Annotated in this window: 26 protein-coding genes and 1 tRNA gene; 24 read left to right on the forward strand and 3 right to left on the reverse strand. The window is 41.3% G+C overall.

Going from position 1 to position 26098, the window contains the following annotated elements; translation table 11 throughout:
• From N8M20_RS10755 to N8M20_RS03305, 4 genes are all read left to right on the forward strand, one after another.
• Positions 1 to 93 (forward strand): phage upper tail fiber protein (locus N8M20_RS10755; protein ID WP_419991751.1); only part of this gene is annotated, 93 nt, incomplete at its 5' end.
• A gap of 8 nt (positions 94 to 101) precedes the next feature.
• Positions 102 to 458, forward strand: coding sequence for a hypothetical protein (locus N8M20_RS03295; protein ID WP_261079051.1), 357 nt, complete (start codon positions 102 to 104; stop codon positions 456 to 458).
• 14 nt (positions 459 to 472) lie between these two features.
• Positions 473 to 805, forward strand: a complete 333-nt coding sequence (locus N8M20_RS03300) for a phage holin (protein ID WP_261079052.1) — start codon at positions 473 to 475, stop codon at positions 803 to 805.
• Positions 806 to 807: 2 nt separating this feature from the next.
• Entirely contained in the window at positions 808 to 1764 is a 957-nt protein-coding gene (locus tag N8M20_RS03305; RefSeq protein ID WP_261079053.1) for an N-acetylmuramoyl-L-alanine amidase family protein, read from the forward strand.
• A 480-nt stretch (positions 1765 to 2244) separates the two neighbouring features.
• Here the strand turns inward: N8M20_RS03305 and N8M20_RS03310 are convergent.
• Positions 2245 to 2332 (reverse strand) — tRNA-Ser (locus tag N8M20_RS03310).
• A 161-nt stretch (positions 2333 to 2493) separates the two neighbouring features.
• Here N8M20_RS03310 and N8M20_RS03315 point away from each other — a divergent pair.
• The 4 genes from N8M20_RS03315 (at position 2494) to N8M20_RS03330 (ending at position 8480) form a co-directional block, all read left to right on the forward strand.
• Complete coding sequence (locus N8M20_RS03315; RefSeq protein WP_172930857.1) at positions 2494 to 3234, forward strand: DeoR family transcriptional regulator; 741 nt, start codon at positions 2494 to 2496, stop codon at positions 3232 to 3234.
• Complete coding sequence (gene pfkB, locus N8M20_RS03320) at positions 3231 to 4142, forward strand: 1-phosphofructokinase (protein ID WP_139658474.1); 912 nt, start codon at positions 3231 to 3233, stop codon at positions 4140 to 4142. The genes N8M20_RS03315 and pfkB overlap by 4 nt, the downstream gene beginning before the upstream one ends.
• Complete coding sequence (locus tag N8M20_RS03325) at positions 4139 to 6091, forward strand: fructose-specific PTS transporter subunit EIIC (RefSeq protein WP_261079054.1); 1953 nt, start codon at positions 4139 to 4141, stop codon at positions 6089 to 6091. The genes pfkB and N8M20_RS03325 overlap by 4 nt, the downstream gene beginning before the upstream one ends.
• 85 nt (positions 6092 to 6176) lie before the next feature.
• Positions 6177 to 8480 (forward strand): DNA translocase FtsK, encoded by a 2304-nt coding sequence (locus tag N8M20_RS03330; RefSeq protein WP_314726172.1) that lies wholly within the window; start codon positions 6177 to 6179, stop codon positions 8478 to 8480.
• Positions 8481 to 8524: 44 nt separating this feature from the next.
• On the opposite strand, the gene N8M20_RS03335 is transcribed toward N8M20_RS03330, so the two are convergent.
• Complete coding sequence (locus N8M20_RS03335; RefSeq protein WP_261079056.1) at positions 8525 to 8959, reverse strand: DUF6556 family protein; 435 nt, start codon at positions 8957 to 8959, stop codon at positions 8525 to 8527.
• Between the two features lie 138 nt (positions 8960 to 9097).
• Here N8M20_RS03335 and N8M20_RS03340 point away from each other — a divergent pair, with 138 nt between their 5' ends.
• The 9 genes from N8M20_RS03340 to N8M20_RS03380 all read left to right on the forward strand — a co-directional run bounded on the left by N8M20_RS03340 (position 9098) and on the right by N8M20_RS03380 (position 18076).
• The gene (locus N8M20_RS03340) at positions 9098 to 10240 is read left to right on the forward strand and encodes a cysteine desulfurase family protein (RefSeq protein WP_261079057.1); all 1143 of its coding nucleotides are present in this window, start codon (positions 9098 to 9100) and stop codon (positions 10238 to 10240) included.
• A gap of 8 nt (positions 10241 to 10248) precedes the next feature.
• The gene (gene thiI, locus N8M20_RS03345; RefSeq protein ID WP_261079058.1) at positions 10249 to 11463 is read left to right on the forward strand and encodes a tRNA uracil 4-sulfurtransferase ThiI; all 1215 of its coding nucleotides are present in this window, start codon (positions 10249 to 10251) and stop codon (positions 11461 to 11463) included.
• A gap of 135 nt (positions 11464 to 11598) precedes the next feature.
• Positions 11599 to 12423: an alpha/beta hydrolase gene (locus N8M20_RS03350; RefSeq protein WP_261079059.1), complete on the forward strand. Its 825-nt coding sequence runs from the start codon at positions 11599 to 11601 to the stop codon at positions 12421 to 12423.
• Positions 12424 to 12441: 18 nt separating this feature from the next.
• Positions 12442 to 13182, forward strand: a complete 741-nt coding sequence (locus N8M20_RS03355) for an esterase family protein (RefSeq protein ID WP_033683867.1) — start codon at positions 12442 to 12444, stop codon at positions 13180 to 13182.
• A 12-nt stretch (positions 13183 to 13194) separates the two neighbouring features.
• Positions 13195 to 14361: an ATP-grasp domain-containing protein gene (locus tag N8M20_RS03360; RefSeq protein ID WP_261079060.1), complete on the forward strand. Its 1167-nt coding sequence runs from the start codon at positions 13195 to 13197 to the stop codon at positions 14359 to 14361.
• Positions 14362 to 14520: 159 nt separating this feature from the next.
• A complete protein-coding gene (gla, locus tag N8M20_RS03365) occupies positions 14521 to 15390 on the forward strand; it encodes an aquaglyceroporin Gla (RefSeq protein ID WP_049491488.1) in 870 nt (289 codons plus the stop codon).
• Positions 15391 to 15513: 123 nt separating this feature from the next.
• The gene (locus N8M20_RS03370) at positions 15514 to 16239 is read left to right on the forward strand and encodes a CppA family protein (RefSeq protein WP_261079061.1); all 726 of its coding nucleotides are present in this window, start codon (positions 15514 to 15516) and stop codon (positions 16237 to 16239) included.
• Positions 16236 to 17171, forward strand: coding sequence for a serine hydrolase domain-containing protein (locus N8M20_RS03375; protein WP_261079062.1), 936 nt, complete (start codon positions 16236 to 16238; stop codon positions 17169 to 17171). The genes N8M20_RS03370 and N8M20_RS03375 overlap by 4 nt, the downstream gene beginning before the upstream one ends.
• 8 nt (positions 17172 to 17179) lie before the next feature.
• Entirely contained in the window at positions 17180 to 18076 is an 897-nt protein-coding gene (locus N8M20_RS03380) for a DMT family transporter (protein WP_261079064.1), read from the forward strand.
• A 147-nt stretch (positions 18077 to 18223) separates the two neighbouring features.
• Here N8M20_RS03380 and N8M20_RS03385 read toward each other — a convergent pair whose 3' ends face one another.
• Positions 18224 to 18922 (reverse strand): GntR family transcriptional regulator, encoded by a 699-nt coding sequence (locus N8M20_RS03385; RefSeq protein WP_000936183.1) that lies wholly within the window; start codon positions 18920 to 18922, stop codon positions 18224 to 18226.
• A gap of 141 nt (positions 18923 to 19063) precedes the next feature.
• Here N8M20_RS03385 and guaA point away from each other — a divergent pair, with 141 nt between their 5' ends.
• The 7 genes from guaA (at position 19064) to atpA (ending at position 26094) form a co-directional block, all read left to right on the forward strand.
• Positions 19064 to 20626 carry a glutamine-hydrolyzing GMP synthase gene (gene guaA, locus N8M20_RS03390; protein ID WP_261079066.1) on the forward strand — a complete coding sequence of 521 codons (1563 nt, stop codon included), beginning with the start codon at positions 19064 to 19066 and terminating at the stop codon, positions 20624 to 20626.
• 357 nt (positions 20627 to 20983) lie between these two features.
• Positions 20984 to 22270 carry a peptidase U32 family protein gene (locus N8M20_RS03395; protein ID WP_000169065.1) on the forward strand — a complete coding sequence of 429 codons (1287 nt, stop codon included), beginning with the start codon at positions 20984 to 20986 and terminating at the stop codon, positions 22268 to 22270.
• A 313-nt stretch (positions 22271 to 22583) separates the two neighbouring features.
• Positions 22584 to 22784 (forward strand): F0F1 ATP synthase subunit C, encoded by a 201-nt coding sequence (locus N8M20_RS03400; protein WP_001054559.1) that lies wholly within the window; start codon positions 22584 to 22586, stop codon positions 22782 to 22784.
• A 32-nt stretch (positions 22785 to 22816) separates the two neighbouring features.
• The gene (atpB, locus tag N8M20_RS03405; RefSeq protein ID WP_000392863.1) at positions 22817 to 23530 is read left to right on the forward strand and encodes a F0F1 ATP synthase subunit A; all 714 of its coding nucleotides are present in this window, start codon (positions 22817 to 22819) and stop codon (positions 23528 to 23530) included.
• A gap of 13 nt (positions 23531 to 23543) precedes the next feature.
• Entirely contained in the window at positions 23544 to 24038 is a 495-nt protein-coding gene (gene atpF / locus N8M20_RS03410; protein WP_000558549.1) for a F0F1 ATP synthase subunit B, read from the forward strand.
• Positions 24038 to 24574 (forward strand): F0F1 ATP synthase subunit delta, encoded by a 537-nt coding sequence (locus tag N8M20_RS03415; RefSeq protein ID WP_261079067.1) that lies wholly within the window; start codon positions 24038 to 24040, stop codon positions 24572 to 24574. Before atpF ends, N8M20_RS03415 begins: the two co-directional genes overlap by 1 nt.
• A gap of 14 nt (positions 24575 to 24588) precedes the next feature.
• Entirely contained in the window at positions 24589 to 26094 is a 1506-nt protein-coding gene (gene atpA / locus N8M20_RS03420; protein WP_000996629.1) for a F0F1 ATP synthase subunit alpha, read from the forward strand.
• Positions 26095 to 26098: the final 4 nt, after the last annotated feature.

Below are 26098 nucleotides of genomic sequence, written 5' to 3' on the forward strand. Positions count from 1 at the left end.
CAACAAGCCCTCAAGTATTGGGCAGGAACACAAGCGCAGTACGATGCCCTTCCAACCAAAGATCCTAACACGATTTATGACATCTTTAAGTAGGTGTAGTTATGAAAGATAGAATAAGGATAATGTTAGGCGATCAGGAGATTGCCAAGAGATATATAGGTAGTAGACTGGTGTGGGAGAGCTTGAAAAGTGTTACCATAAAAAACGCGTATCTCTCTTTTTATGAAGATTATCGTATTTGGGTATCTAATAGAGATATAAAAACAACTCTTGAAAATAAGAAAATAACAAAAGTAAGAATAGGTACAAGCGAATTCCCGTTAATCACGACAAAATCGCCGTATATCTCTGATAGTTCGTGCATTTTTTATCTGAGTAGCGAAACAATTGAAAACTTCAAACGCGTAGGAGTCACAACGAGGATTATTAGCCTTGATATCACATTCTACTATGAATAAGAAAGGAAAAACACATGTCACAATTTAATGAATTGATTATCGCTTTTGCGACAGGCTTTTTAGCGGTAGCCGCAGGCAGTATCGTGAAAGCAGTGAAAGACTACCTTTTGCAAAAAGGTGGAGAAAAAGCTGTAAAAATCGCTGAAATTCTAGCTAAAAATGCAGTTCATGCAGTAGAGCAGGTAGCTCAAGAAACGGGCTATAAGGGTGATGAAAAGCTAGAACAGGCAAAAGTATACATGATTTCAGAGCTTAAAAAGTACAATGTCACTATGACGGATAAAGAGCTTGAAGTGTTTGTAGAGTCAGCAGTGAAGCAGATGAATGATGCGTGGAAAGGACAGTAATCATGGATATTGATACAAGTAGACTACGTACGGACTTGCCGATTGTTGGGTTTGAGCCGTACCGTCAAGTGCATGCTCACTCTACAGGGAACCGTAACTCAACCGCTCAAAATGAGGCGGATTATCACTACAGAAAGGACCCTGAACTTGGGTTCTTTTCTCATGTCGTTGGTAATGGTCGTGTTATGCAGGTAGGCCCTGTAAACAATGGCTCATGGGATGTTGGCGGCGGTTGGAATGCTGAAACTTATGCAGCAGTTGAATTGATTGAAAGCCATAAGACACAAGAAGAATTCGACCGTGATTATAGGTTATACGTTCCGCTTTTGCGAAATCTTGCGGACGAAGCAGGCTTGCCAAAAACGCTTGATACAGACGACTTGGCAGGTATCAAAACGCATGAATACTGTACCAATAACCAACCAAACAACAACTCAGACCACGTTGACCCGTATCCCTATCTTGCGAAATGGGGTGTTAGCCGTGAACAGTTTAAGCGAGATATTGAGAACGGCCTGGGCGCCGAAACAGGCTGGCAGAAGAACGATACAGGCTATTGGTACGTACACTCAGACGGAAGCTATCCTAAAGACAAGTTTGAGAAGGTTGATGGTACTTGGTACTACTTCGACGGGTCAGGCTACATGCTTGCAGACCGATGGAAGAAGCACACAGACGGCAATTGGTACTGGTTCGACAACTCAGGCGCAATGGCTACAGGTTGGAAGAAAATCGCTGAGAAGTGGTACTACTTCGATGTAGAAGGTGCTATGAAGACAGGTTGGGTCAAGTACAAGGACACTTGGTACTACCTAGACGGTAAAGACGGTAACATGGTATCAAATGCCTTTATTCAATCGGCTGATAAAAAAGGTTGGTACTACCTTAAAGCAGACGGAACAATGGCAGACAAGCCAGAGTTCACGGTTGAGCCAGAAGGCTTGATTACAACTAAATAATTTTAAAAAATAAAATGAAAGGAAACTTTCTAAATTGTTCTTTCTACCGCAAGCTCAGGCTTGCGGTTTTTTTGTTTGCTTAAAAATGGATTTAAAATCCAAGAAATGTAAATCGAATAAACGCATTTCAAATGCGTAAAATCATCTGCTTGTGAGAGTAGTGGTTTTGTTAAAAATAAAAACAGTGAGCAATCGCGTTTTTTTGTTCAAGAGTTATAAAAGGAGTTATAAAATTAAATATAGCTTGATTTAATAATGTACCAGAGACTCCCACCGGCTCCATTATTCCTTTGCATTCTTTTGCATTCCTTGGTAAAACGTTGTTAAATCAACGTTTTTTGTTTTTGTCTTTGGTATTCCTTGGTATTCTTTTGCGAAAAAAGGAGTCATAAACAGACCCTAAAACAGACCCTATTTTTAAAAAAGCGATAAAAAAAGATACAACATTTGTTGCATCCTAGAAATAATTTTTCTTTTCTACGGAAGACATGGGATTCGAACCCACGCACGCTGTTACACGCCTACCGCGTTTCCAACACGGCCTCTTAAGCCTCTTGAGTAATCTTCCAATACTTACTCAAATAGTCTACCATAAAGGCTCTTATCTTGCAATAAAAATTCTGGAAATAAGAAAAATGATAGATTTTGAAAGAAAATGATAAAAAATGCTTGACTTTGAAAGAAAGTGTGATAGAATGAATAGTGTAAACGATAACAGGAGGTGATTCAGTGTTAAAAACAGAGCGGAAACAACTGATTTTAGAGGAGTTAAATCAACATCATGTAGTTTCTCTAGAAAAATTAGTTAGTTTGCTAGAGACCTCAGAATCAACGGTTCGAAGAGACTTGGATGAGTTGGAAGCGGAAAACAAGCTTCGTCGCGTGCATGGCGGAGCAGAATTGCCCCATTCCTTGCAGGAAGAAGAAACCATTCAAGAAAAATCTGTCAAAAACCTTCAAGAGAAGAAATTGCTAGCTCAGAAGGCAGCCTCTCTCATTAAAGAAAAAGATGTCATCTTTATCGATGCTGGAACAACAACTGCTTTTTTGATTCATGAATTGGTCAATAAGAATGTTACAGTCGTGACCAACTCGATTCACCATGCCGCTCAGTTGGTTGAAAAGCAGATTCCAACTGTCATGGTTGGAGGAAGTGTCAAGATGGCGACAGATGCTAGTATCGGGGGCGTTGCTCTTAACCAGATTAACCAATTGCACTTTGACCGTGCCTTTATCGGGATGAATGGTGTGGACGATGGTTATTATACGACTCCTGATATGGAGGAGGGAGCTGTGAAGCGTGCTATTTTGGAGAATGCTAAACAGACCTACGTCTTAGTGGATTCATCAAAAATAGGACAAACTTGCTTTGCCAAGGTAGCACCACTCAAACGAGCTATTGTTATCACAAGTCAAGGGCATGAGCTCTTGCAGACTATTAAGGAGAAAACGGAGGTAATAGAAGTATGATTTATACAGTCACACTCAATCCATCCATTGACTATATCGTGCGTTTGGACCAAGTTCAAGTCGGTAGTGTCAATCGTATGGACAGTGATGATAAGTTTGCTGGTGGGAAAGGAATCAATGTCAGTCGTGTCTTGAAACGCTTGGATATTCCAAATACAGCGACTGGATTTATCGGTGGCTTTACTGGTAAATTTATCACAGATACTTTGGCAGAGGAAGAAATCGAGACACGTTTTGTCCAAGTAGCAGAAGATACTCGTATCAATGTCAAAATTAAAGCAGACCAAGAAACAGAAATCAACGGAACGGGTCCAACTGTTGAACCAGCCCAGCTAGAAGAGTTGAAAGCTATTTTATCTAGTTTGACTGCAGAAGATACAGTTGTATTTGCTGGTTCAAGTGCTAAAAATCTAGGCAATGTTATCTATAAAGATTTGATTGCCTTGACGCGTCAGACGGGTGCGCAAGTCGTTTGTGACTTTGAAGGACAGACCTTGATTGATAGTTTGGACTATCAGCCACTTTTGGTCAAACCAAATAATCACGAGCTTGGAGCTATCTTTGGAGTGAAACTCGAAAGTTTAGATGAAATCGAGAACTATGCTCGTCAGTTACTGGCCAAAGGAGCTCAAAACGTCATTATCTCCATGGCTGGGGACGGTGCACTTCTTGTCACATCTGAGGGAGCATACTTTGCTAAACCAATCAAGGGAACAGTGAAAAATTCAGTCGGAGCTGGTGATTCTATGGTCGCTGGATTTACAGGTGAATTTGTCAAATCTAAAGATGCAGTAGAAGCCTTCAAATGGGGAGTGGCTTGCGGAACGGCAACCACCTTCTCAGACGACTTGGCAACGGCGGAATTTATTAAAGAAACATATGAAAAAGTTGAGGTAGAAAAACGATGAAAATTCAAGACCTATTGAGAAAAGATGTTATGTTGCTGGATTTGCAGGCAACTGAAAAAACAGTTGTCATCGAAGAGATGATTAAAAGCTTGACAGACCACGGTTATGTGACAGATTTTGAAACTTTTAAAGAAGGAATTTTGGCGCGTGAAGCTCTGACTTCTACAGGTTTGGGTGACGGAATTGCTATGCCTCACAGCAAAAACGCTGCTGTCAAAGAAGCGACAGTTCTCTTTGCTAAGTCAAATAAGGGTGTTGATTATGAGAGCTTGGATGGACAAGCAACTGACCTCTTCTTCATGATTGCGGCTCCAGAAGGTGCTAATGATACCCACTTGGCTGCCTTGGCAGAATTGTCTCAATACTTGATGAAAGACGGCTTTGCTGATAAACTTCGTCAAGCAACATCAGCTGACCAAGTCATTGAACTTTTTGACCAAGCTTCAGAAAAAACTGAGGAACCTGTTCAAGTACCTGCCAATGACTCTGGTGACTTTATCGTTGCTGTTACAGCTTGTACGACAGGTATTGCCCACACTTACATGGCCCAAGAAGCTCTTCAAAAAGTGGCTGCTGAAATGGGGGTTGGTATCAAGGTCGAAACCAACGGTGCTAGCGGTGTTGGAAACCAACTAACTGCTGAAGACATTCGTAAGGCTAAAGCTGTTATCATCGCAGCAGACAAGGCAGTTGAAATGGATCGTTTCGATGGCAAACCATTGATCAATCGTCCGGTTGCTGACGGGATCCGTAAGACAGAAGAGTTGATTAACTTGGCTCTTTCAGGAGATGCGGAAGTCTACCGTGCCGCTAATGATGCAAAAGCTGCAACAGCCTCTAACGAAAAACAAAGCCTTGGTGGTGCCTTCTACAAACACTTGATGAGTGGTGTATCGCAAATGTTGCCATTCGTTATCGGTGGTGGTATCATGATTGCCCTTGCCTTCTTGATTGATGGTGCTTTGGGTGTTCCAAATGAAAATCTTGGTAATCTTGGTTCCTACCATGAGCTAGCTTCTATGTTCATGAAAATTGGTGGTGCAGCCTTTGGTTTGATGCTTCCAGTCTTTGCAGGTTATGTTGCCTACTCTATCTCTGAAAAACCAGGTTTGGTAGCTGGTTTCGTGGCTGGCGCTATTGCCAAAGAAGGTTTTGCCTTTGGTAAAATCCCTTATGCAGCAGGTGGTGAAGCAACTTCAACTCTTGCAGGTGTCTCATCTGGTTTCCTAGGTGCCCTTGTTGGTGGATTTATCGCAGGTGCTTTAGTTCTTGCTATCAAGAAATACGTTAAAGTTCCTCGCTCACTTGAAGGTGCTAAATCAATCCTTCTCTTGCCACTTCTTGGAACAATCTTGACTGGATTTGTCATGCTAGCTGTTAACATTCCAATGGCAGCAATCAACACTGCTATGAATGACTTCCTAGGCGGTCTTGGAGGAGGTTCAGCTGTCCTTCTTGGTATCGTCCTTGGTGGAATGATGGCTGTCGATATGGGTGGACCAGTTAACAAAGCGGCTTATGTCTTTGGTACAGGTACACTTGCAGCGACTGTTTCTTCAGGCGGTTCTGTAGCTATGGCAGCGGTTATGGCTGGAGGAATGGTGCCACCACTTGCAATCTTTGTCGCAACCCTTCTTTTCAAAGATAAATTTACTAAGGAAGAACGCAACTCTGGTTTGACAAACATCATCATGGGCTTGTCATTTATCACTGAAGGAGCGATCCCATTTGGTGCAGCTGACCCAGCTCGTGCGATCCCAAGCTTCATCCTTGGTTCAGCAGTAGCAGGTGGACTCGTTGGTCTTACTGGTATCAAACTCATGGCGCCACACGGAGGAATCTTCGTTATCGCCCTTACTTCAAATGCTCTCCTTTACCTCGTTTCTGTCTTGGTAGGAGCAATCGTAAGTGGTGTGGTCTATGGTTACCTACGCAAACCACAAGCATAAAAAATAGAAAAATGAAAAGATTGGACCGTTTGGTGCAGTCTTTTTCTCTTTCCGAAATGCCTGTGAAATATGGTATAATAGAAGAATGGCAAACAAGAATACAAGTAAAACAAGACGGAGACCGTCTAAAGCAGAACTCGAAAGAAAAGAAGCGATTCAACGAATGTTGATTTCGTTGGGAATCGCGATTTTATTGATTTTCGCAGCCTTGAAATTAGGAGCTGCAGGTATCACTCTTTACAATTTAATTCGCTTGCTGGTGGGTAGCCTAGCTTATCTAGCAATATTTGGTATTCTGCTCTACCTCTTCTTTTTCAAGTGGATACGAAAACAGGAAGGGCTCCTATCTGGCTTTTTCACCATATTTGCTGGCTTGCTCTTGATTTTGGAGGCCTACTTAGTTTGGAAATATGGTTTGGATAAGTCCGTTCTAAAAGGAACCCTGGCTCAGGTTGTGACGGATTTGACTGGTTTTCGAACGACCAGTTTTGCTGGAGGGGGCTTGATTGGTGTTGGACTCTATGTGCCAACTGCCTTTCTCTTTTCAAATATCGGCACTTACTTTATTGGTTCTATCTTGATTTTAGCAGGCGCTCTCCTAATCAGTCCTTGGTCTGTTTACGATATTGCTGAATTCTTCAGTAGAGGATTTACCAAATGGCGGGAAGGGCATGAGCGTCGAAAAGAGGAACGCTTTGTCAAACAAGAAGAAAAAGCTCGCCAAAAGGCTGAGGAAGAGGCTAGATTAGAAAAAGAAGAGGCTGAGAAAGGCTTGCTTAATATGCCTCCTGTCGATATGGAAACAGGTGAAATTTTGACAGAAGATGTTGTGCTTGACGTTCCACCTATTCCAGAAGAAGAGTGGGTGGAACCAGAAATCATCTTGCCTCAAGCTGAACTTGAATTCGCTGAACAGGAAGATGGCTCTGATGATGAAGATGTTCAGGTCGATTTTTCAGCCAAGGGGGCTCTTGAATACAAACTTCCAAGCTTACAACTCTTTGCCCCAGATAAACCAAAAGACCAGTCTAAAGAGAAGAAAATCGTTCGTGAAAACATCAAAATCCTAGAAGAAACCTTTGCTAGCTTTGGTATCAAGGTAACGGTTGAACGGGCCGAAATTGGGCCATCAGTGACCAAGTATGAAGTCAAGCCAGCAGTAGGTGTAAGGGTCAACCGCATTTCCAATCTCGCAGATGACCTCGCTCTAGCCTTGGCAGCCAAGGATGTCCGAATCGAAGCACCTATCCCTGGGAAATCTCTAGTCGGAATTGAAGTCCCTAACTCTGAGATTGCGACAGTTTCTTTCCGAGAACTATGGGAACAATCTCAAACGAAAGCAGAAAATCTCTTGGAAATTCCTTTAGGGAAGGCAGTTAATGGCACCGCAAGGGCTTTTGACCTTTCCAAAATGCCCCACTTGCTCGTCGCAGGTTCAACGGGTTCAGGGAAGTCAGTAGCGGTTAACGGCATTATCGCTAGCATTCTCATGAAGGCGAGACCAGATCAGGTTAAATTTATGATGGTTGACCCTAAGATGGTTGAGTTGTCTGTTTACAATGACATTCCCCATCTCCTGATTCCAGTTGTGACCAATCCACGCAAAGCCAGCAAGGCCCTGCAAAAGGTTGTGGATGAAATGGAAAATCGTTATGAACTCTTTGCCAAGGTGGGGGTTCGTAACATTGCAGGTTTTAATGCTAAGGTAGAAGAGTTCAATTCCCAGTCTGAGTATAAGCAGGTTCCGCTACCGCTCATTGTCGTGATTGTGGATGAGTTGGCTGATCTCATGATGGTGGCCAGCAAGGAAGTGGAAGATGCCATCATCCGTCTTGGACAGAAGGCGCGTGCTGCAGGTATCCACATGATTCTTGCAACTCAGCGTCCATCCGTTGATGTCATTTCTGGTCTGATCAAGGCCAATGTCCCATCTCGAGTGGCTTTTGCGGTATCATCAGGAACAGACTCCCGTACGATTTTAGATGAAAATGGAGCTGAGAAACTGCTTGGTCGAGGAGATATGCTCTTTAAACCGATTGATGAAAATCATCCAGTTCGTCTACAAGGCTCCTTTATCTCGGATGATGATGTTGAACGCATCGTAAACTTTATCAAGGCTCAGGCAGATGCGGACTACGATGAGAGTTTTGATCCAGGTGAGGTTTCTGAAAATGAAGGTGAATTCTCAGATGGTGAAACTGGTGGAGATCCGCTTTTTGAAGAAGCCAAGGCTTTGGTCATTGAGACCCAGAAAGCTAGTGCGTCCATGATTCAGCGTCGTTTGTCAGTTGGATTTAACCGTGCGACCCGTCTCATGGAAGAGCTTGAGATGGCAGGTGTTATTGGTCCAGCTGAAGGTACCAAACCAAGAAAAGTTTTACAACAATAAAAAAATAGCTTCTTTCCAAATTTGGAAGGAGGCTATTTTAGTGATTATTGATTAGTTTTATTTTCCGAAGTTGGGGTATTGGACTGTTTTTCGTTTTCAGTAGCAGGTTTACTTGGAGTAGGAGCAGGAGTAGAAGAATCCTGAGTTGATGTTTTCTGCTCTTCTTTTTTCTCTTCCTTGACGCTAGATTTTGGTGTTTCTTCTTGTTGTGCTTTTTCTTGAGAAGTGTTGTTTTCCTTATTGGGACTAGTGTTTTCCTTAGGGGATTCCTTTTGAATTTCTTTGACAATGGTTGTCGTCTGGCTTGTCGCAGGTTCTTTTTTAGTATTTTTGTTATTATCCAAGGCGTTCATGATCGTGATACTTGCGGTAATCAAGCCAAGGATACTAGCGATAGTCGCAACGATTTTTTGAAAGACTGTAAAGCCTTTTTTGATGTGTTCTGTTTTTGGTTTTGAAGTTCTACGATAATTAGACATGCATTCTCTCCTTTAATTAAAATTTATTATACCGCATTTCTTTAAAAAAATCTTAAAAAAAGAGGAATTGCCCTTTCTTGTCGCAAGCTCCGTTTCATGATACAATAGAAGGAGTGATTTTAGAAAGCGTGAGAAAACATGATTTACTTTGATAATTCGGCGACGACCAAGCCCTATCCTGAAGCCCTTGAAACTTATATGCAGGTCGCTTCAAAAATTTTAGGAAATCCATCTAGTCTCCATCGTTTGGGAGACCAGGCAACACGGATCTTAGATGCTTCTCGCCAACAGATTGCAGATTTAATCGGTAAGAAAAGCGATGAAATCTTCTTTACTTCTGGTGGGACAGAAGGAGATAACTGGGTCATCAAGGGTGTGACCTTTGAAAAGGCTCAGTTTGGAAAACACATCATTGTATCAGCCATTGAACATCCGGCAGTCAAAGAGTCAGCCCTCTGGTTGAAAAGTCAAGGATTTGAAGTAGATTTTGCTCCAGTTGATAACAAAGGATTTGTAGATGTTGAAGCGTTATCAGATTTGATAAGACCTGATACGACCCTCGTCTCTGTCATGGCAGTGAACAATGAAATCGGCTCTATCCAACCTATTGAGGCTATTTCAGAACTCTTGGCAGACAAGCCAACTATTTCCTTTCATGTTGATGCAGTTCAGGCACTTGCTAAAATTCCGACTGAAAAGTATCTAACTGATAGAGTGGATTTCGCGACTTTTTCTAGTCACAAGTTCCACGGAGTTCGTGGTGTTGGTTTTGTCTATATCAAGTCTGGTAAGAAAATTACGCCACTGTTGACTGGTGGTGGTCAGGAGCGTGATTACCGTTCGACAACTGAAAATGTGGCAGGGATTGCTGCGACAGCCAAGGCTCTCCGTTTGTCTATGGAAAAGCTAGATATCTTTACTAGCAAGACTGGGCAGATGAAGGCAGTGATTCGCCAAGCTCTTCTCGACTATCCGGATATTTTTGTCTTCTCTGATGAGGAAGATTTTGCCCCTCATATCCTGACTTTTGGAATTAAGGGTGTTCGTGGTGAGGTCATTGTTCACGCCTTTGAAGACTATGATATTTTCATTTCCACAACCTCGGCTTGTTCATCCAAGGCTGGGAAACCTGCAGGCACCTTGATAGCCATGGGAGTGGATAAGGATAAGGCCCAGTCAGCTGTGCGTCTTAGCCTAGACCTTGAAAATGATATGAGTCAGGTCGAGCAGTTCTTGACCAAGCTAAAATTAATTTATAATCAAACTAGAAAAGTAAGATAGGAGCATTCATGCAGTATTCAGAAATTATGATTCGCTACGGAGAGTTGTCAACCAAGGGTAAAAACCGTATGCGTTTCATCAATAAACTTCGTAATAATATTTCGGACGTTTTGTCTATCTATCCCCAAGTTAAGGTAACAGCAGATCGCGACCGTGCCCACGCTTACCTCAATGGAGCTGATTACACAGCAGTAGCAGAATCACTCAAGCAAGTCTTTGGAATTCAGAATTTTTCTCCAGTGTATAAGGTTGAAAAATCTGTAGAAGTTCTGAAGTCTTCTGTGCAAGAGATTATGCAGGACATCTACAAGGAAGGTATGACCTTTAAGATTTCTAGTAAGCGTAGCGACCACAACTTTGAACTTGATAGTCGTGAACTCAACCAAACGCTTGGAGGGGCTGTTTTCGAAGCAATTCCAAATGTGCAAGCTCAGATGAAAAATCCTGACATCAATCTTCAGGTGGAGATTCGTGAGGAGGCGGCTTATCTTTCCTATGAAACCATTCGAGGAGCAGGTGGATTACCTGTGGGAACTTCTGGTAAAGGCATGCTCATGTTGTCAGGAGGGATTGACTCACCTGTAGCAGGTTATCTAGCTCTTAAACGTGGGGTAGATATTGAGGCCGTTCACTTTGCCAGCCCACCCTACACTAGTCCAGGCGCCCTCAAGAAAGCGCAGGATTTGACTCGTAAATTGACCAAGTTTGGTGGCAATATCCAGTTTATCGAAGTACCTTTCACTGAGATTCAAGAGGAAATCAAGGCTAAAGCTCCAGAAGCCTATCTTATGACCTTGACCCGTCGTTTTATGATGCGGATTACCGACCGTATCCGTGAGGTCCGAAATGGTTTGGTTATTATCAATGGGGAAAGCCTTGGTCAAGTAGCTAGCCAAACCCTCGAAAGCATGCAGGCTATCAATGCAGTTATCAACACTCCCATCATTCGTCCTGTGGTTACCATGGACAAGTTGGAAATCATTGACATCGCCCAGGAAATCGATACCTTTGACATTTCAATCCAACCGTTTGAAGACTGTTGTACGATTTTTGCACCAGATCGCCCAAAGACTAATCCTAAGATTAAGAATGCAGAGCAGTATGAAGCACGTATGGATGTTGAAGGCTTAGTTGAGCGAGCTGTGGCTGGAATCATGATTACTGAGATTACACCTCAAGCTGAAAAAGATGAAGTAGATGACTTGATTGACAATCTGCTCTAATCAGAAAATCCAAAAGAATTTAGAAAATTAAATGAAAAAGTTAGTTTTTAATCCAAAAATGGAAGAAAAACTGACTTTTTTTCTTAAACTGTGATATAATAAGAATAAATTTTGAATATAGAGAGTTTTCTGACAATGAATCAATCCTACTTTTATCTAAAAATGAAAGAACACAAACTTAAAGTTCCTTATACAGGTAAGGAGCGCCGTGTACGTGTTCTTCTGCCAAAAGATTATGAGAAAGACACGGACCGTTCCTATCCTGTTGTATACTTTCATGACGGGCAAAATGTTTTTTATAGCAAGGAGTCTTTCATTGGTCATTCATGGAAGATTATCCCAGCTATTAAGCGTAATCCTGATATCAGTCGCATGATTGTCGTAGCGATTGATAATGATGGTATGGGGCGGATGAATGAGTATGCAGCTTGGAAGTTCCAAGAATCTCCTATCCCAGGGCAGCAGTTTGGCGGTAAGGGTGTGGAGTATGCCGAGTTTGTCATGGAGGTGGTCAAGCCTTTTATTGATGAAACTTATCGTACAAAAGCAGACCGCCAGCATACAGCCATGATTGGTTCCTCACTAGGAGGCAATATTACTCAGTTTATCGGTTTGGAATACCAAGACCAAATTGGTTGTCTAGGTGTCTTTTCATCTGCCAACTGGCTTCACCAAGAGGCCTTTAACCGCTATATCGAGCGCCAGAAACTATCGCCTGACCAGCGGATCTTTATCTATGTAGGAACAGAAGAAGCGGATGATACGGACAAGACCCTGATGGCTGGCAATATCAAGCAAGCCTATATTGACTCATCGCTTCGCTATTACCATGATTTGATAGCAGGGGGAGTTCATTTGGATAATCTTGTCTTAAAAGTTCAGTCTGGTGCCCTACATAGTGAAATCCCTTGGTCGGAGAATTTACCAGACTGTCTGAGATTTTTTGCAGAAAACTGGTAAAGTAAGAAAGGAGAAAATATGCATATTGAACATCTTAGCCACTGGAGTGGCAATCTTAACCGTGAAATGTACCTCAACCGTTATGGTCATGCTGGGATTCCAGTTGTGGTCTTTGCTTCATCAGGTGGTAGTCACAACGAATACTATGATTTTGGCATGATTGATGCCTGTGCTTCCTTTATAGAGGAAGGCCGTGTCCAGTTCTTTACCCTATCTAGTGTGGATAGTGAGAGCTGGTTGGCCACTTGGAAAAACGGTCATGACCAAGCAGAGATGCACCGTGCCTACGAACGCTATGTGATTGAGGAGGCCATTCCTTTTATCAAGCATAAGACAGGTTGGTTTGATGGCATGATGACGACAGGTTGCTCGATGGGTGCCTACCATGCACTCAATTTCTTCCTCCAGCATCCAGATGTATTTACCAAAGTGATTGCCCTCAGTGGTGTTTACGACGCACGTTTCTTTGTCGGTGATTACTACAACGACGATGCTATTTACCAAAACTCGCCAGTTGATTATATCTGGAATCAAAACGACGGCTGGTTTATTGACCGTTACCGTCAGGCAGAGATTGTGCTGTGTACGGGTCTTGGAGCCTGGGAACAAGATGGTTTACCATCCTTTTACAAGCTCAAAGAAGCCTTTGACCAGAAACAAATTCCAGCCTGGTTTGCTGAATGGGGACATGATGTCGCCCACGACTGGGAATGGTGGCGCAAACAAATGCCTTATTTCCTTGGCAATCTCTATTTATAAAAGGAGTGACCTATGAATTACCTTGTTATTTCTCCCTATTATCCACAAAACTTTCAACAGTTTACTATTGAGCTAGCCAATAAAGGAATCACTGTCTTGGGAATTGGTCAGGAACCATACGAGCAATTGGATGAACCTTTGCGTAATAGCCTGACAGAATATTTCCGTGTTGACAATCTTGAGAACATAGATGAAGTCAAACGTGCAGTTGCTTTTCTATTTTATAAGCATGGCCCAATCGACCGTATCGAGTCCCACAATGAATATTGGTTAGAGTTGGATGCAAGTCTTCGTGAGCAATTCAATGTTTTTGGTGCCAAACCAGAGGATCTCAAAAAGACGAAATTTAAGTCTGAAATGAAGAAGCTTTTTAAAAAAGCAGGTGTCCCTGTGGTTCCTGGAGCTGTTATCAAGACGGAAGCAGATGTTGATCAAGCAGTGAACGAAATCGGCCTTCCAATGATTGCCAAACCTGATAATGGAGTGGGAGCAGCCGCAACCTTTAAACTTGAGACGGAAGACGATGTCAATCACTTCAAGACTGAGTGGGATCATTCAACTGTTTATTTCTTTGAAAAATTTGTCACTTCCAGCGAAATTTGTACCTTTGATGGTCTAGTGGATAAGGATGGAAAGATTGTCTTTTCAACGACCTTTGACTACGCCTATACACCGCTTGATCTCATGATTTACAAGATGGACAATTCTTATTACGTTCTCAAGGATATGGATCCTAAATTACGTAAATATGGTGAGGCAATTGTCAAAGAATTTGGTATGAGAGAACGGTTCTTCCATATTGAGTTCTTCCGTGACGGGGACGACTACATTGCCATTGAGTACAATAACCGTCCTGCAGGTGGTTTTACAATTGATGTTTATAATTTTGCTCATTCCTTGGACCTCTATCGTGGCTATGCGGCTATTGTCGCGGGAGAAGAGTTCCCAGTGTCAGAGTTTGAACCGCAGTATTGTTTGGCTACTTCTCGCCGTGCAAATGCTCACTATGTCTATTCTGAGGAGGACTTGCTTGCCAAATACAGTCAGCAGTTCAAGGTTAAAAAAATCATGCCAGCTGCCTTCGCAGAACTTCAAGGAGATTACCTTTATATGCTGACAACTCCGAGTCGACAAGAAATGGATCAGATGATTAAGGACTTTGGTCAGCGTCAGGCTTGAGAGACTAACGGATTAAGGAAATTCACTCCCTTAATCCTTTTGTTTTTTATAAGAAATAAAACCGCTTTCTTATATAATCTTTCGGAAAAGTAGTTGCTAAAAGATATAAAAATTGATAGAATAAGGATTGTCTAAAAAATTTTAAGGAGAATCTATCAAATGGATTTCACATGGGCAATTAAATATGCCACTGAATTTTTGGGAACTGCTATTTTGATCATTCTTGGAAATGGTGCAGTTGCCAACGTTGAACTTAAAGGTACGAAAGGTCACCAAAGTGGCTGGATCGTTATCGCTGTTGGTTATGGTATGGGGGTTATGATCCCAGCATTAATGTTTGGTAACGTATCTGGAAACCACATCAACCCAGCCTTCACTCTTGGACTTGCAATCAGCGGTCTTTTCCCTTGGGCACAAGTTGCGCCTTATATCATTGCACAAGTTTTGGGTGCTATCTTTGGTCAAGCCTTGGTTGTGGCAACACACCGCCCATACTACTTGAAAACTGAAAATCCAAACAACATTTTGGGTACTTTCTCAACAATTTCAAGTTTGGATAATGGTACAAAAGAATCACATTTTGCAGCAACTGTTAATGGTTTTGTAAATGAGTTTGTTGGATCATTTGTTCTTTTCTTTGCAGCCCTTGGAATGACTAAAAACTTCTTTGGTTCTGAAGTGCTTCAATACATGAAACAAATGGCTAGTCAAGCAGGTCAAAATGTTGACTTTTCTGATTTAGCAATCAAAGCCCAAGTAGCACCACATACTGCTTCAGGACTTTCAGTAGCTCACTTGGCACTTGGATTCCTTGTTATGGCTTTGGTAACATCACTTGGTGGACCTACAGGACCTGCCTTGAACCCAGCCCGTGACTTGGGACCACGTCTCCTTCATGCTTTCCTTCCAAAATCAGTTCTTGGTGAGCACAAAGGCGATTCAAAATGGTGGTATTCTTGGGTACCAGTAGTAGCACCGATCGCAGCAGCAATTGCGGCAGTAGCTATCTTCAAATTCCTTTACCTATAAGAAATTGAAACCGGGGAAATCCTCGGTTTTTTAGATGAAATTTTACGAAAAAAAGTAAATCTGAGCATAATTTCTTGTAAAAAATTCTAAAATCCTTTAAAATAAAAAGTGATGGAGGAATTTATGAATGTAAATCAGATTGTACGGATTATTCCTACTTTAAAAGTTAATAATAGAAAATTAAATGAAATATTTTATATAGGAACCCTTGGCATGAAGGCCTTATTAGAAGAGTCAGCCTTTCTGTCACTAGGTGATCAAACAGGTTTAGAAAAGCTGGTTTTAGAAGAAGCTCCAAGTATGCGCACTCGTAAGGTAGAGGGAAGAAAAAAACTGGCTAGATTGATTGTCAAGGTGGAAAATCCCTTAGAAATCGAGGCCTTATTAGCTAAAACAGATTCGATTCATCAATTATATAAAGGTCAAAATGGCTACGCTTTTGAGATTTTTTCACCCGAAAATGATTTGATTTTGATTCATGCAGAAGATGACAGAGCAAGTCTAGTAGAAGTAGAAGAAAAGCCTAGATTTCAAACAGATCTGGAGTCAATTTCTTTAAGTAAATTTGAGATTTCTATGGAATTACATTTCCCAACCGATATCGAAAGTTTCTTGGAATCATCTGAAATTGGGGAATCCCTTGATTTTATTCCAGCACAGGGGCAGGATTTGACTGTGGACAGTACGGTTACCTGGGACTTATCTATGCTTAAGTTCTTGGTCAACGAATTAGACATAGCAAGTCTTCGTAAGAAGTTTGAGTCTACAGAATATTTTATTCCTAAGTCTGAAAAATTCTTCCTTGGAAAAGATAGAAATAATGTTGAATTGTGGTTTGAAGAAGTATGAAGTGGACCAAGATTATTAAAAAAATAGAAGAACAAATCGAGGCAGGGATTTATCCCGGAGCCTCTTTTGCGTATTTTAAGGACAATCAATGGACGGAGTTCTATTTAGGCCAGAGTGACCCAGAGCATGGCTTGCAGACTGAGGCAGGACTCGTTTATGACATAGCTAGTGTCAGCAAGGTTGTTGGGGTTGGCACCGTTTTTACCTTCTTGTGGGAAAACGGTCAATTAGATATTGACAGACCAGTAACCGATTTTTTAGCTGAGAGTGATTATCCAGACATCACTATTCGCCAGCTCTTAACCCACGCTACAGATCTTGATCCTTTTATTCCCAATCGTGATCTTTTAACAGCTTCTGAATTAAAGGAAGCTATGTTTCATCTCAAGAGACGAAGTCAGCCAGCCTTTCTTTATTCGGATGTCCATTTTTTACTTTTGGGCTTTATTTTGGAAAGAATCTTTGATAAGGATTTGGATGAGATTTTACAGGAACAAGTTTGGAATCCTTGGAGAATGACGGAAACTCAATTTGGGCCTGTTGAGCTTGCTGTTCCAACCGTCAGAGGTGTCGAGGCAGGTCTGGTACATGATCCCAAGGCTCGCCTCCTGGGCAGACATGCAGGGAGTGCTGGTTTGTTTTCGACTGTAAAGGATTTACAAATCTTTTTAGAACACTATTTAGCAGATGATTTTGCAAGAGATTTGAGTAAAAATTTTTCTCCTTTGGATGACAAGGAACGTTCTTTGGCATGGAATGTGGAAGGAGATTGGCTAGACCATACGGGCTATACAGGTACCTTTATCATGTGGAATCGTCAGAAGCAAGAAGCGGTCATTTTCCTATCGAATCGTACCTATGAAAAGGATGAGAGGGCTCAATGGATTTTAGACCGCAATCAAGTGATGGACTTGATTCGCAAAGAAGAGTAAGGAGAGACATGTCAAATAGTTTAAAAGGGACTTTATTAACAGTTGTGGCTGGGATTGCTTGGGGCTTGTCAGGAACGAGTGGCCAATACCTGATGGCACACGGAATTTCGGCTCTGGTTTTGACCAACTTGCGTCTTTTAATCGCTGGTGGAATTCTCATGCTCTTGGCTTATGCTACTGCAAAGGATAGAATGCTGGCCTTTTTAAAGGATAGAAAAAGTTTGCTGTCTCTTCTCATTTTTGCTCTAATTGGCCTCTTCCTCAATCAATTTGCTTATCTAACTGCTATTCAGGAAACCAATGCAGGGACTGCGACGGTGCTTCAGTATGTTTGTCCTGTTGGAATTTTGATTTATAGCTGTATCAAGGATAAGGTGGCACCGACACTGGGAGAGATTGTTTCTATCATATTAGCCATAGGAGGAACCTTCCTGATTGCAACTCATGGGCAGTTGGACCAGTTATCCATGACACCTTCTGGCTTATTCTGGGGGCTCTTTTCTGCTCTGACTTACGCCCTTTATATTATTTTACCCATAGCCTTGATTAAGAAGTGGGGGAGCAGTTTGGTCATCGGTGTGGGAATGGTAATAGCAGGTTTGGTCGCCCTTCCTTTTACAGGGGTTCTACAGGCCAATATCCCGACTAGTCTTGATTTTCTCCTTGCTTTTGCGGGTATTATCCTTATCGGGACTGTCTTTGCCTATACAGCTTTCCTTAAAGGAGCCAGTTTGATAGGACCGGTCAAGTCAAGTTTGTTGGCTTCAATTGAGCCAATATCGGCGGTTTTCTTTGCCTTCTTAATAATGAATGAACAATTTTATCCCATTGATTTTCTTGGTATGGCAATGATATTATTTGCTGTAACCCTGATTTCGTTGAAAGATTTACTCTTAGAAAAATAAAAAGACTCTTTGTCCGTGACAGAGAGTTTTTGCATAGTATTTTATACTCAATGAAAATCAAAGAGCAAACTAGGAAACTAGCCGCAGGCTGTACTTGAGTACGGCAAGGCGACGTTGAAGCGGTTTGAATTTGATTTTCGAAGAGTATTAATTGTTTTCAAGATAAAATTCAAAGCGTTCGCCTACATACTGACTTTTTACGTATTCAAAAGCTGTCCCGTCTTCTAGGTAGGAAACCTGAGTCAGCCCAAGAATAGCATGTCCTTTTTCAACTTCCAAATAGTGAGCGATTTTTTCCTTAGCAAGGCGAGCATAGATGGTCTGTTGTGATTTGCCGATACGATAGCCATGTTTTTGTAGAGTCTGGAAGAAATGACTAGTAATTTCTTCTTTTTTAAAGTCCTTAATGAATTTTTCAGGAATAGAAGCAACTTCATAAACCAGAGGGACTTGGTCGGCATAGCGGACCCGTTCCATTCGGATAATATTCTCCGTTGGAGAAATTCCTAGCTTGGCAACTTCCTGCTCATTGGGAATAGTTTTTCTGTAGGAAATGAGTTGGCTAGAGGGTACTTTACCTTGGGACTTAACAATTTCAGTAAAACTGGTTGTCCCTCGCATCTTTTCTTGTACACGTGTACTGGATACAAAGGTGCCACTTCCAACTCTGCGCTCTAAAACACCTTCTTCGACCAAGAGGGAAATAGCTTGTCGGAGGGTCATGCGACTGACCGCAAACTGCTCTGCTAAGTCTCGTTCACTAGGAAGCCTCTCCCCAATAGCCCAACGATGTTCGTCAATATCCTTTTTAATCTGATCATGGATTTTCATATAAGCAGGTAGCATATTTTTCACTTCATTTCTATCTTTTCTCTATTGTACCTCAATAAACTAGAAAAAGTCAATCTTCGCCTTGTTTAGTTGGTAATTCGCCCTTATTTGTGATAGAATATTGAAAAAAGATATTTCTTTTGAGAAAGGAAAAAGATGAGCAACATTTCAACTGATTTGCAAGATGTAGAAAAAATCATCGTATTGGACTATGGTAGCCAGTACAACCAGCTGATTTCACGCCGTATCCGTGAGATTGGCGTTTTTTCAGAACTAAAAAGTCATAAAATTTCAGCTGCTGAAGTTCGTGAAATTAATCCTGTAGGAATCATCCTTTCAGGTGGTCCAAACTCTGTATATGAAGATGGTTCATTCGATATTGACCCAGAAATCTTCGAACTCGGAATTCCTATTTTGGGAATTTGTTACGGTATGCAGTTATTGACCCATAAACTTGGAGGAAAAGTTGTTCCTGCAGGTGATGCTGGAAATCGTGAATACGGTCAGTCAACCCTAACACATACACCATCAGCGCTTTTTGAATCAACACCTGATGAACAAACTGTATTGATGAGCCATGGTGATGCGGTTACTGAAATTCCTGCTGACTTTGTTCGTACAGGTACATCAGCTGACTGCCCATACGCAGCCATCGAAAATCCAGATAAACACATTTACGGTATCCAATTCCATCCAGAAGTTCGTCATTCTGTATACGGGAATGATATCCTTCGTAACTTTGCCCTTAACATCTGTAAGGCTAAAGGCGACTGGACAATGGATAACTTCATCGACATGCAGATCCAAAAAATCCGTGAGACTGTCGGTGGTAAACGTGTCCTTCTTGGTCTATCAGGTGGTGTTGACTCTTCAGTTGTTGGAGTTCTTCTCCAAAAAGCGATTGGCGATCAATTGATCTGTATCTTCGTGGATCACGGTCTTCTTCGTAAAGGAGAAGCGGATCAAGTTATGGACATGCTTGGTGGTAAGTTTGGTTTGAATATCGTCAAAGCAGACGCTGCTAAACGTTTCCTTGATAAACTTGCTGGCGTTTCTGATCCTGAACAAAAACGTAAAATCATCGGTAACGAGTTTGTCTATGTCTTCGATGACGAAGCAAGCAAGCTCAAAGATGTGAAATTCCTTGCTCAAGGTACCTTATACACAGACGTTATCGAGTCTGGTACAGATACAGCTCAAACTATTAAGTCACACCACAACGTGGGTGGTCTTCCAGAAGACATGCAGTTTGAATTGATCGAACCACTCAACACTCTTTATAAGGACGAAGTTCGTGCCCTAGGTACAGAGCTTGGTATGCCAGACCACATCGTATGGCGCCAACCATTCCCAGGACCAGGACTTGCTATCCGTGTCATGGGAGAAATTACTGAAGAAAAACTTGAAACAGTTCGCGAATCAGACGCTATCCTACGTGAAGAAATTGCCAAAGCTGGACTTGACCGCGATATCTGGCAATACTTCACAGTGAACACAGGCGTTCGTTCAGTCGGTGTTATGGGTGACGGTCGTACATATGACTACACAATTGCAATCCGTGCCATCACCTCTATCGATGGTATGACAGCTGACTTTGCCAAAATTCCTTGGGAAATCCTTCAAAAAATCTCAGTACGTATCGTAAACGAAGTGGACCACGTTAACCGTATCGTCTACGATATTACAAGTAAACCACCTGCAACCGTTGAGTGGGAGTAGTCATCTAAGGACTGATTTATGTAGTTTAACGAGCCAGTATCATTGGATACTGGTTTTTACTTTATCTGGATTTTTGACCACTTGTTAAAACTAGGTTAATTTTCGACAATTTATCAGTCATTATGAAAATCTTATACTCAATGAAAATCAAAAAGCAAACTAGGAAGCTAGCCGCAGGTTGCTCAAAACAGTGTTTTGAGGTTGCAGATGGAAGCTGATGTGGTTTGAAGAGATTTTCGAAGAGTATTAAAAGATTAGAATTGTCAAAACAATCTGTCTAGGCTTGATTTTATCGCTTATTTACTATAAAATGAGAAGGAAAAACGTCAAACTTTTATATTGCAAATAGGAGAAAACATGACAAAAACATTAAAACGTCCTGAGGTTTTATCACCTGCAGGGACTTTAGAGAAGTTAAAAGTAGCTGTTCAGTATGGGGCAGATGCTGTCTTTATCGGTGGTCAGGCCTATGGTCTTCGTAGCCGTGCAGGAAACTTTACCTTTGAACAGATGGAAGAAGGTGTCCAGTTTGCGGCCAAGTATGGTGCTAAGGTTTATGTGGCTGCCAATATGGTTATGCACGAAGGAAATGAAGCTGGTGCTGGTGAGTGGTTCCGTAAACTACGTGATATCGGCATTGCGGCAGTTATCGTGTCTGATCCAGCCTTGATTATGATTGCAGCGACTGAAGCACCAGGCCTTGAAATTCACCTTTCAACTCAAGCCAGTGCGACTAACTATGAAACTCTTGAGTTCTGGAAAGAACTGGGCTTGACTCGTGTCGTTTTGGCGCGTGAGGTTTCAATGGAAGAATTGGCAGAAATCCGCAAACGTACAGATGTTGAGATTGAAGCCTTTGTCCACGGAGCCATGTGTATTTCTTACTCTGGTCGTTGTACTCTTTCAAACCACATGAGTATGCGTGATGCTAACCGTGGTGGATGCTCTCAGTCATGCCGTTGGAAATATGACCTCTACGATATGCCATTTGGGAAAGAACGCAAGAGTTTGAAAGGTGAAATTCCTGAAGAATTTTCAATGTCAGCTGTTGATATGTCCATGATTGACCATATCCCAGATATGATTGAAAATGGTGTGGACAGTCTGAAGATCGAAGGACGTATGAAGTCTATTCACTACGTATCAACAGTAACCAACTGCTACAAGGCAGCTGTTGATGCTTATCTAGAAAGTCCAGAGAAGTTTGAAGCTATCAAGCAAGACTTGATTGATGAGATGTGGAAGGTTGCCCAACGTGAATTAGCAACAGGTTTCTACTACGGTACACCATCTGAAAATGAACAGTTATTTGGTGCTCGTCGTAAAATACCTGAGTACAAGTTTGTCGCTGAAGTGGTTTCTTATGATGATGCGACACAAACAGCAACCATTCGTCAACGGAATGTCATTAACGAAGGAGACCAAGTAGAGTTTTATGGCCCAGGTTTCCGTCACTTTGAAACTTATATCGAAGATTTGCATGATGCCAAAGGCAATAAAATTGACCGCGCTCCAAATCCGATGGAACTCTTGACAATCAAGGTTCCACAACCTGTTCAAGCAGGAGACATGGTTCGCGCTCTCAAAGAGGGTCTCATCAATCTTTATAAGGAAGATGGAACCAGCGTCACAGTTCGTGCTTAATAAACATGTAGGAGATGAAAGCTTTCTAGTTGCTTTCCCTTTAATCCTACTTACTAAAGAGCATTAGATTAAAGAAAATATATTAATTTTCATCCGAGATTACATCTCGGATTTTTCAATATTTTTCAGAAAGGTCTAGATAATGGTCGGATTTATTACAAGTTTTTTACAAAGTTTTCTATATAATAGGCTTAAAAATAGTAAAATTGTAAATAATTTTCATTAAACGCTTTCAATGTTAGTAAAAAGTTGACAAATCCAATTTTTAGGACTAAACTAAGTAAGTAAATTTTAATTAAAAGGAGAATTCGTCATGAATTTAACATTTTTCGGTCTATGTCTTGCCTGTATGGGTGTGTCTCTTGGTGAGGGTATGTTGATGAATGGTTTGTTGAAATCAGTAGCTCGCCAACCAGATATTATCGCTGAGTTTCGTAGCTTGATGTTTTTAGGGGTTGCCTTTATTGAAGGAACTTTCTTCGTAACTCTTGTCTTCTCATTTATTATTAAATAACGAAATATAAATTGGAGAAGGGAGAATGTTAGATGGAAGAAAGTATCAATCCAACCATCAATATTGGTCCTGTTACCTTTGATTTAACTTTGACAGCCTTGACTTTGCTGTCTGTGTTTCTGATTTTTGCATTTATCTATTGGGCAAGTCGTAATATGACCTTGAAACCCAAAGGTAAACAAAATGTACTAGAGTATCTCTATGATTTTGTAATTGGATTTACAGAACCTAACCTTGGTTCCCACTACATGAAAGATTACTCACTCTTTTACTTATGTTTATTTCTTTTTATGGTCATCGCCAATAATCTTGGTTTGATGGCTAAACTTCAAACAACAGATGGGACAAACCTTTGGACATCGCCAACTGCAAATCTTTCATTTGACCTTGTCTTGTCTTTCTGTATTATTGTGATGGCGCACATTGAGGGGATTCGTCGTCGTGGGATTAAACAATACCTAAAAGGTTTTGTAACTCCTGCATTTATGACACCGATGAATCTACTTGAAGAAGTCACGAATTTCCTTTCTCTTGCTTTGCGGATTTTTGGGAATATCTTTGCAGGTGAAGTAATGACAAGCTTGCTTCTCTTACTTTCACATCAGGCTATTTTTTGGTATCCAATCGCATTTGGGACAAACTTAGTTTGGACTGCATTTTCCGTGTTCATTTCTTGTGTACAGGCCTATGTCTTTACACTATTATCCTCTATGTACCTAGGAAATAAAATTAATGATGAAGAGTAGAAAGGAGTAACTGATGCACGTAACAGTAGGTGAATTAATTGGTAATTTTATTTTAATCGCTGGCTCTTTTATCCTTTTGCTAGTCTTGATTAAAAAATTTGCATGGTCTAATATTACAGGCATTTTCGAAGAAAGAGCTGAAAAAATTGCTTCAGATATTGACAGAGCTGAAGAAGCACGTCAAAAAGCAGAAGTATTGGCTCAAAAACGCGAAGATGAATTGGCTGGTAGCCGTAAAGAAGCTAAGACAATCATTGAGAATGCGAAAGAAACAGCTGAGAAAAGTAAAGCTAGTATTTTAGCAGATGCTAAACTAGAAGCAGGACGCTTAAAAGAAAAAGCAAACCAAGAAATTGCTCAAAACAAAGCTGAAGCTTTACAAAGCGTTAAGGGTGAGGTAGCAGATTTGACAATCAGCTTAGCTGGTAAAATCATCTCACAAAACCTTGACGGTCATGCCCATAAAGAACTCATTGATCAGTATATCGATCAGCTAGGAGAAGCTTAATGGACAAGAAAACAGTAAAGGTAATTGAAAAATACAGCATGCCTTTTGTCCAATTGGTACTTGAAAAAGGAGAAGAAGACCGTATCTTTTCAGACTTGACTCAAATCAAGCAAGTTGCTGAAGAAACAGGTTTACCTTCTTTTTTAAAAAAAGTGGCAGTAGACGAGTCTGATAAGGAAAAAACAATTGCTTTCTTCCAAGACTCTGTGTCACCTTTATTGCAAAACTTGATCCAGGTTCTTATCTACAATCACAGAGCAAACCTCTTTTATGATATGCTTGTAGATTGCTTGAACCGACTTGAAAAAGAAACAAATCGATTTGAAGTGACGATTACTTCTGCTCATCCTCTAACTGATGAACAGAAGAGTCGCTTGCTCCCTTTGATTGAGAAAAAAATGTCTCTTAAAGTAAGGAGTGTAAAAGAACAAATCGATGAAAGTCTCATTGGTGGTTTTGTCATTTTTGCCAATCACAAGACAATTGATGTGAGTATTAAACAACAACTTAAAGTTGTTAAAGAAAATTTGAAATAGAAAGTGGTGTTCTTTTGGCAATTAACGCACAAGAAATCAGCGCTTTAATTAAGCAACAAATTGAAAATTTCAAACCCAATTTTGATGTGACTGAAACAGGTGTTGTAACCTATATCGGGGATGGTATCGCGCGTGCTCATGGCCTTGAAAATGCCATGAGTGGAGAGTTGTTGATTTTTGAAAACGGCTCTTATGGTATGGCTCAAAACTTGGAGTCAACAGACGTTGGTATTATCATCCTAGGTGACTTTACAGATATCCGTGAAGGCGATACAATCCGCCGTACAGGTAAAATCATGGAAGTCCCAGTAGGTGAAAGTCTGATTGGTCGTGTTGTGGATCCGCTTGGTCGTCCAGTTGATGGTCTTGGAGAAATCCACACTGATAAAACTCGTCCAGTAGAAGCGCCAGCTCCTGGTGTTATGCAACGTAAGTCTGTATCAGAACCATTGCAAACCGGTTTGAAAGCTATTGACGCCCTTGTACCGATTGGTCGTGGTCAACGTGAGTTGATTATCGGTGACCGTCAGACAGGGAAAACAACCATTGCGATTGATACAATCTTGAACCAAAAAGGTCAAGATATGATCTGTATCTACGTAGCGATTGGACAAAAAGAATCAACAGTTCGTACGCAAGTAGAAACACTACGTCAGTACGGTGCCTTGGACTACACAATCGTTGTGACAGCCTCTGCTTCACAACCATCTCCATTGCTCTTCCTAGCTCCTTATGCTGGGGTTGCCATGGCAGAAGAATTTATGTATCAAGGGAAACATGTTTTGATCGTTTATGATGATTTATCAAAACAAGCGGTAGCTTATCGTGAACTGTCACTCTTGCTTCGTCGTCCTCCAGGTCGTGAAGCCTTCCCAGGGGATGTTTTCTATCTTCACAGCCGTTTGCTTGAGCGCTCAGCTAAAGTTTCTGATGAACTTGGTGGTGGATCTATTACAGCCCTGCCATTTATCGAGACACAAGCAGGAGATATCTCTGCCTATATCGCAACCAACGTGATTTCTATCACTGATGGACAAATCTTCCTTGGCGATGGTCTCTTCAATGCGGGTATTCGTCCAGCCATCGATGCGGGTTCATCTGTATCACGTGTGGGTGGTTCTGCACAAATCAAAGCTATGAAGAAGGTTGCTGGTACACTTCGTATCGACCTTGCTTCATACCGTGAGTTGGAAGCCTTCACTAAGTTTGGTTCTGACTTGGATGCAGCAACACAGGCTAAATTGAACCGTGGACGTCGTACAGTTGAAGTCTTGAAACAACCTGTTCACAAACCATTGCCTGTTGAGAAACAAGTAACCATTCTTTATGCTTTGACACATGGTTTCTTGGATACTGTTCCAGTAGATGATATTGTTCGTTTCGAGGAAGAGTTCCATGCCTTCTTTGATGCTCAACATCCAGAGATTTTGGAAACCATTCGTGATACAAAAGACTTGCCAGAAGAAGCAGTCTTGGATGCTGCGATTACAGAGTTTCTCAATCAAACCAGCTTCCAATAAGAAT

Source organism: Streptococcus mitis (assembly GCF_946190275.1).
Classification (GTDB): Bacteria; Bacillota; Bacilli; order Lactobacillales; family Streptococcaceae; genus Streptococcus; species Streptococcus mitis_DC.

What these genes read in the sequence shown, in the direction of transcription:
- N8M20_RS03295 (WP_261079051.1), top strand. Translation starts at nt 102, where the DNA reads ATGAAAGATAGAATAAGGATAATGTTAGGCGATCAGGAGATTGCCAAG.
- N8M20_RS03300 (WP_261079052.1), top strand. Translation starts at nt 473, where the DNA reads ATGTCACAATTTAATGAATTGATTATCGCTTTTGCGACAGGCTTTTTA.
- N8M20_RS03305 (WP_261079053.1), top strand. Translation starts at nt 808, where the DNA reads ATGGATATTGATACAAGTAGACTACGTACGGACTTGCCGATTGTTGGG.
- pfkB (WP_139658474.1), top strand. Translation starts at nt 3,231, where the DNA reads ATGATTTATACAGTCACACTCAATCCATCCATTGACTATATCGTGCGT.
- N8M20_RS03325 (WP_261079054.1), top strand. Translation starts at nt 4,139, where the DNA reads ATGAAAATTCAAGACCTATTGAGAAAAGATGTTATGTTGCTGGATTTG.
- N8M20_RS03330 (WP_314726172.1), top strand. Translation starts at nt 6,177, where the DNA reads ATGGCAAACAAGAATACAAGTAAAACAAGACGGAGACCGTCTAAAGCA.
- N8M20_RS03335 (WP_261079056.1), bottom strand. Translation starts at nt 8,959, where the DNA reads ATGTCTAATTATCGTAGAACTTCAAAACCAAAAACAGAACACATCAAA.
- N8M20_RS03340 (WP_261079057.1), top strand. Translation starts at nt 9,098, where the DNA reads ATGATTTACTTTGATAATTCGGCGACGACCAAGCCCTATCCTGAAGCC.
- thiI (WP_261079058.1), top strand. Translation starts at nt 10,249, where the DNA reads ATGCAGTATTCAGAAATTATGATTCGCTACGGAGAGTTGTCAACCAAG.
- N8M20_RS03350 (WP_261079059.1), top strand. Translation starts at nt 11,599, where the DNA reads ATGAATCAATCCTACTTTTATCTAAAAATGAAAGAACACAAACTTAAA.
- N8M20_RS03355 (WP_033683867.1), top strand. Translation starts at nt 12,442, where the DNA reads ATGCATATTGAACATCTTAGCCACTGGAGTGGCAATCTTAACCGTGAA.
- N8M20_RS03360 (WP_261079060.1), top strand. Translation starts at nt 13,195, where the DNA reads ATGAATTACCTTGTTATTTCTCCCTATTATCCACAAAACTTTCAACAG.
- gla (WP_049491488.1), top strand. Translation starts at nt 14,521, where the DNA reads ATGGATTTCACATGGGCAATTAAATATGCCACTGAATTTTTGGGAACT.
- N8M20_RS03370 (WP_261079061.1), top strand. Translation starts at nt 15,514, where the DNA reads ATGAATGTAAATCAGATTGTACGGATTATTCCTACTTTAAAAGTTAAT.
- N8M20_RS03375 (WP_261079062.1), top strand. Translation starts at nt 16,236, where the DNA reads ATGAAGTGGACCAAGATTATTAAAAAAATAGAAGAACAAATCGAGGCA.
- N8M20_RS03380 (WP_261079064.1), top strand. Translation starts at nt 17,180, where the DNA reads ATGTCAAATAGTTTAAAAGGGACTTTATTAACAGTTGTGGCTGGGATT.
- N8M20_RS03385 (WP_000936183.1), bottom strand. Translation starts at nt 18,922, where the DNA reads ATGCTACCTGCTTATATGAAAATCCATGATCAGATTAAAAAGGATATT.
- guaA (WP_261079066.1), top strand. Translation starts at nt 19,064, where the DNA reads ATGAGCAACATTTCAACTGATTTGCAAGATGTAGAAAAAATCATCGTA.
- N8M20_RS03395 (WP_000169065.1), top strand. Translation starts at nt 20,984, where the DNA reads ATGACAAAAACATTAAAACGTCCTGAGGTTTTATCACCTGCAGGGACT.
- N8M20_RS03400 (WP_001054559.1), top strand. Translation starts at nt 22,584, where the DNA reads ATGAATTTAACATTTTTCGGTCTATGTCTTGCCTGTATGGGTGTGTCT.
- atpB (WP_000392863.1), top strand. Translation starts at nt 22,817, where the DNA reads ATGGAAGAAAGTATCAATCCAACCATCAATATTGGTCCTGTTACCTTT.
- atpF (WP_000558549.1), top strand. Translation starts at nt 23,544, where the DNA reads ATGCACGTAACAGTAGGTGAATTAATTGGTAATTTTATTTTAATCGCT.
- N8M20_RS03415 (WP_261079067.1), top strand. Translation starts at nt 24,038, where the DNA reads ATGGACAAGAAAACAGTAAAGGTAATTGAAAAATACAGCATGCCTTTT.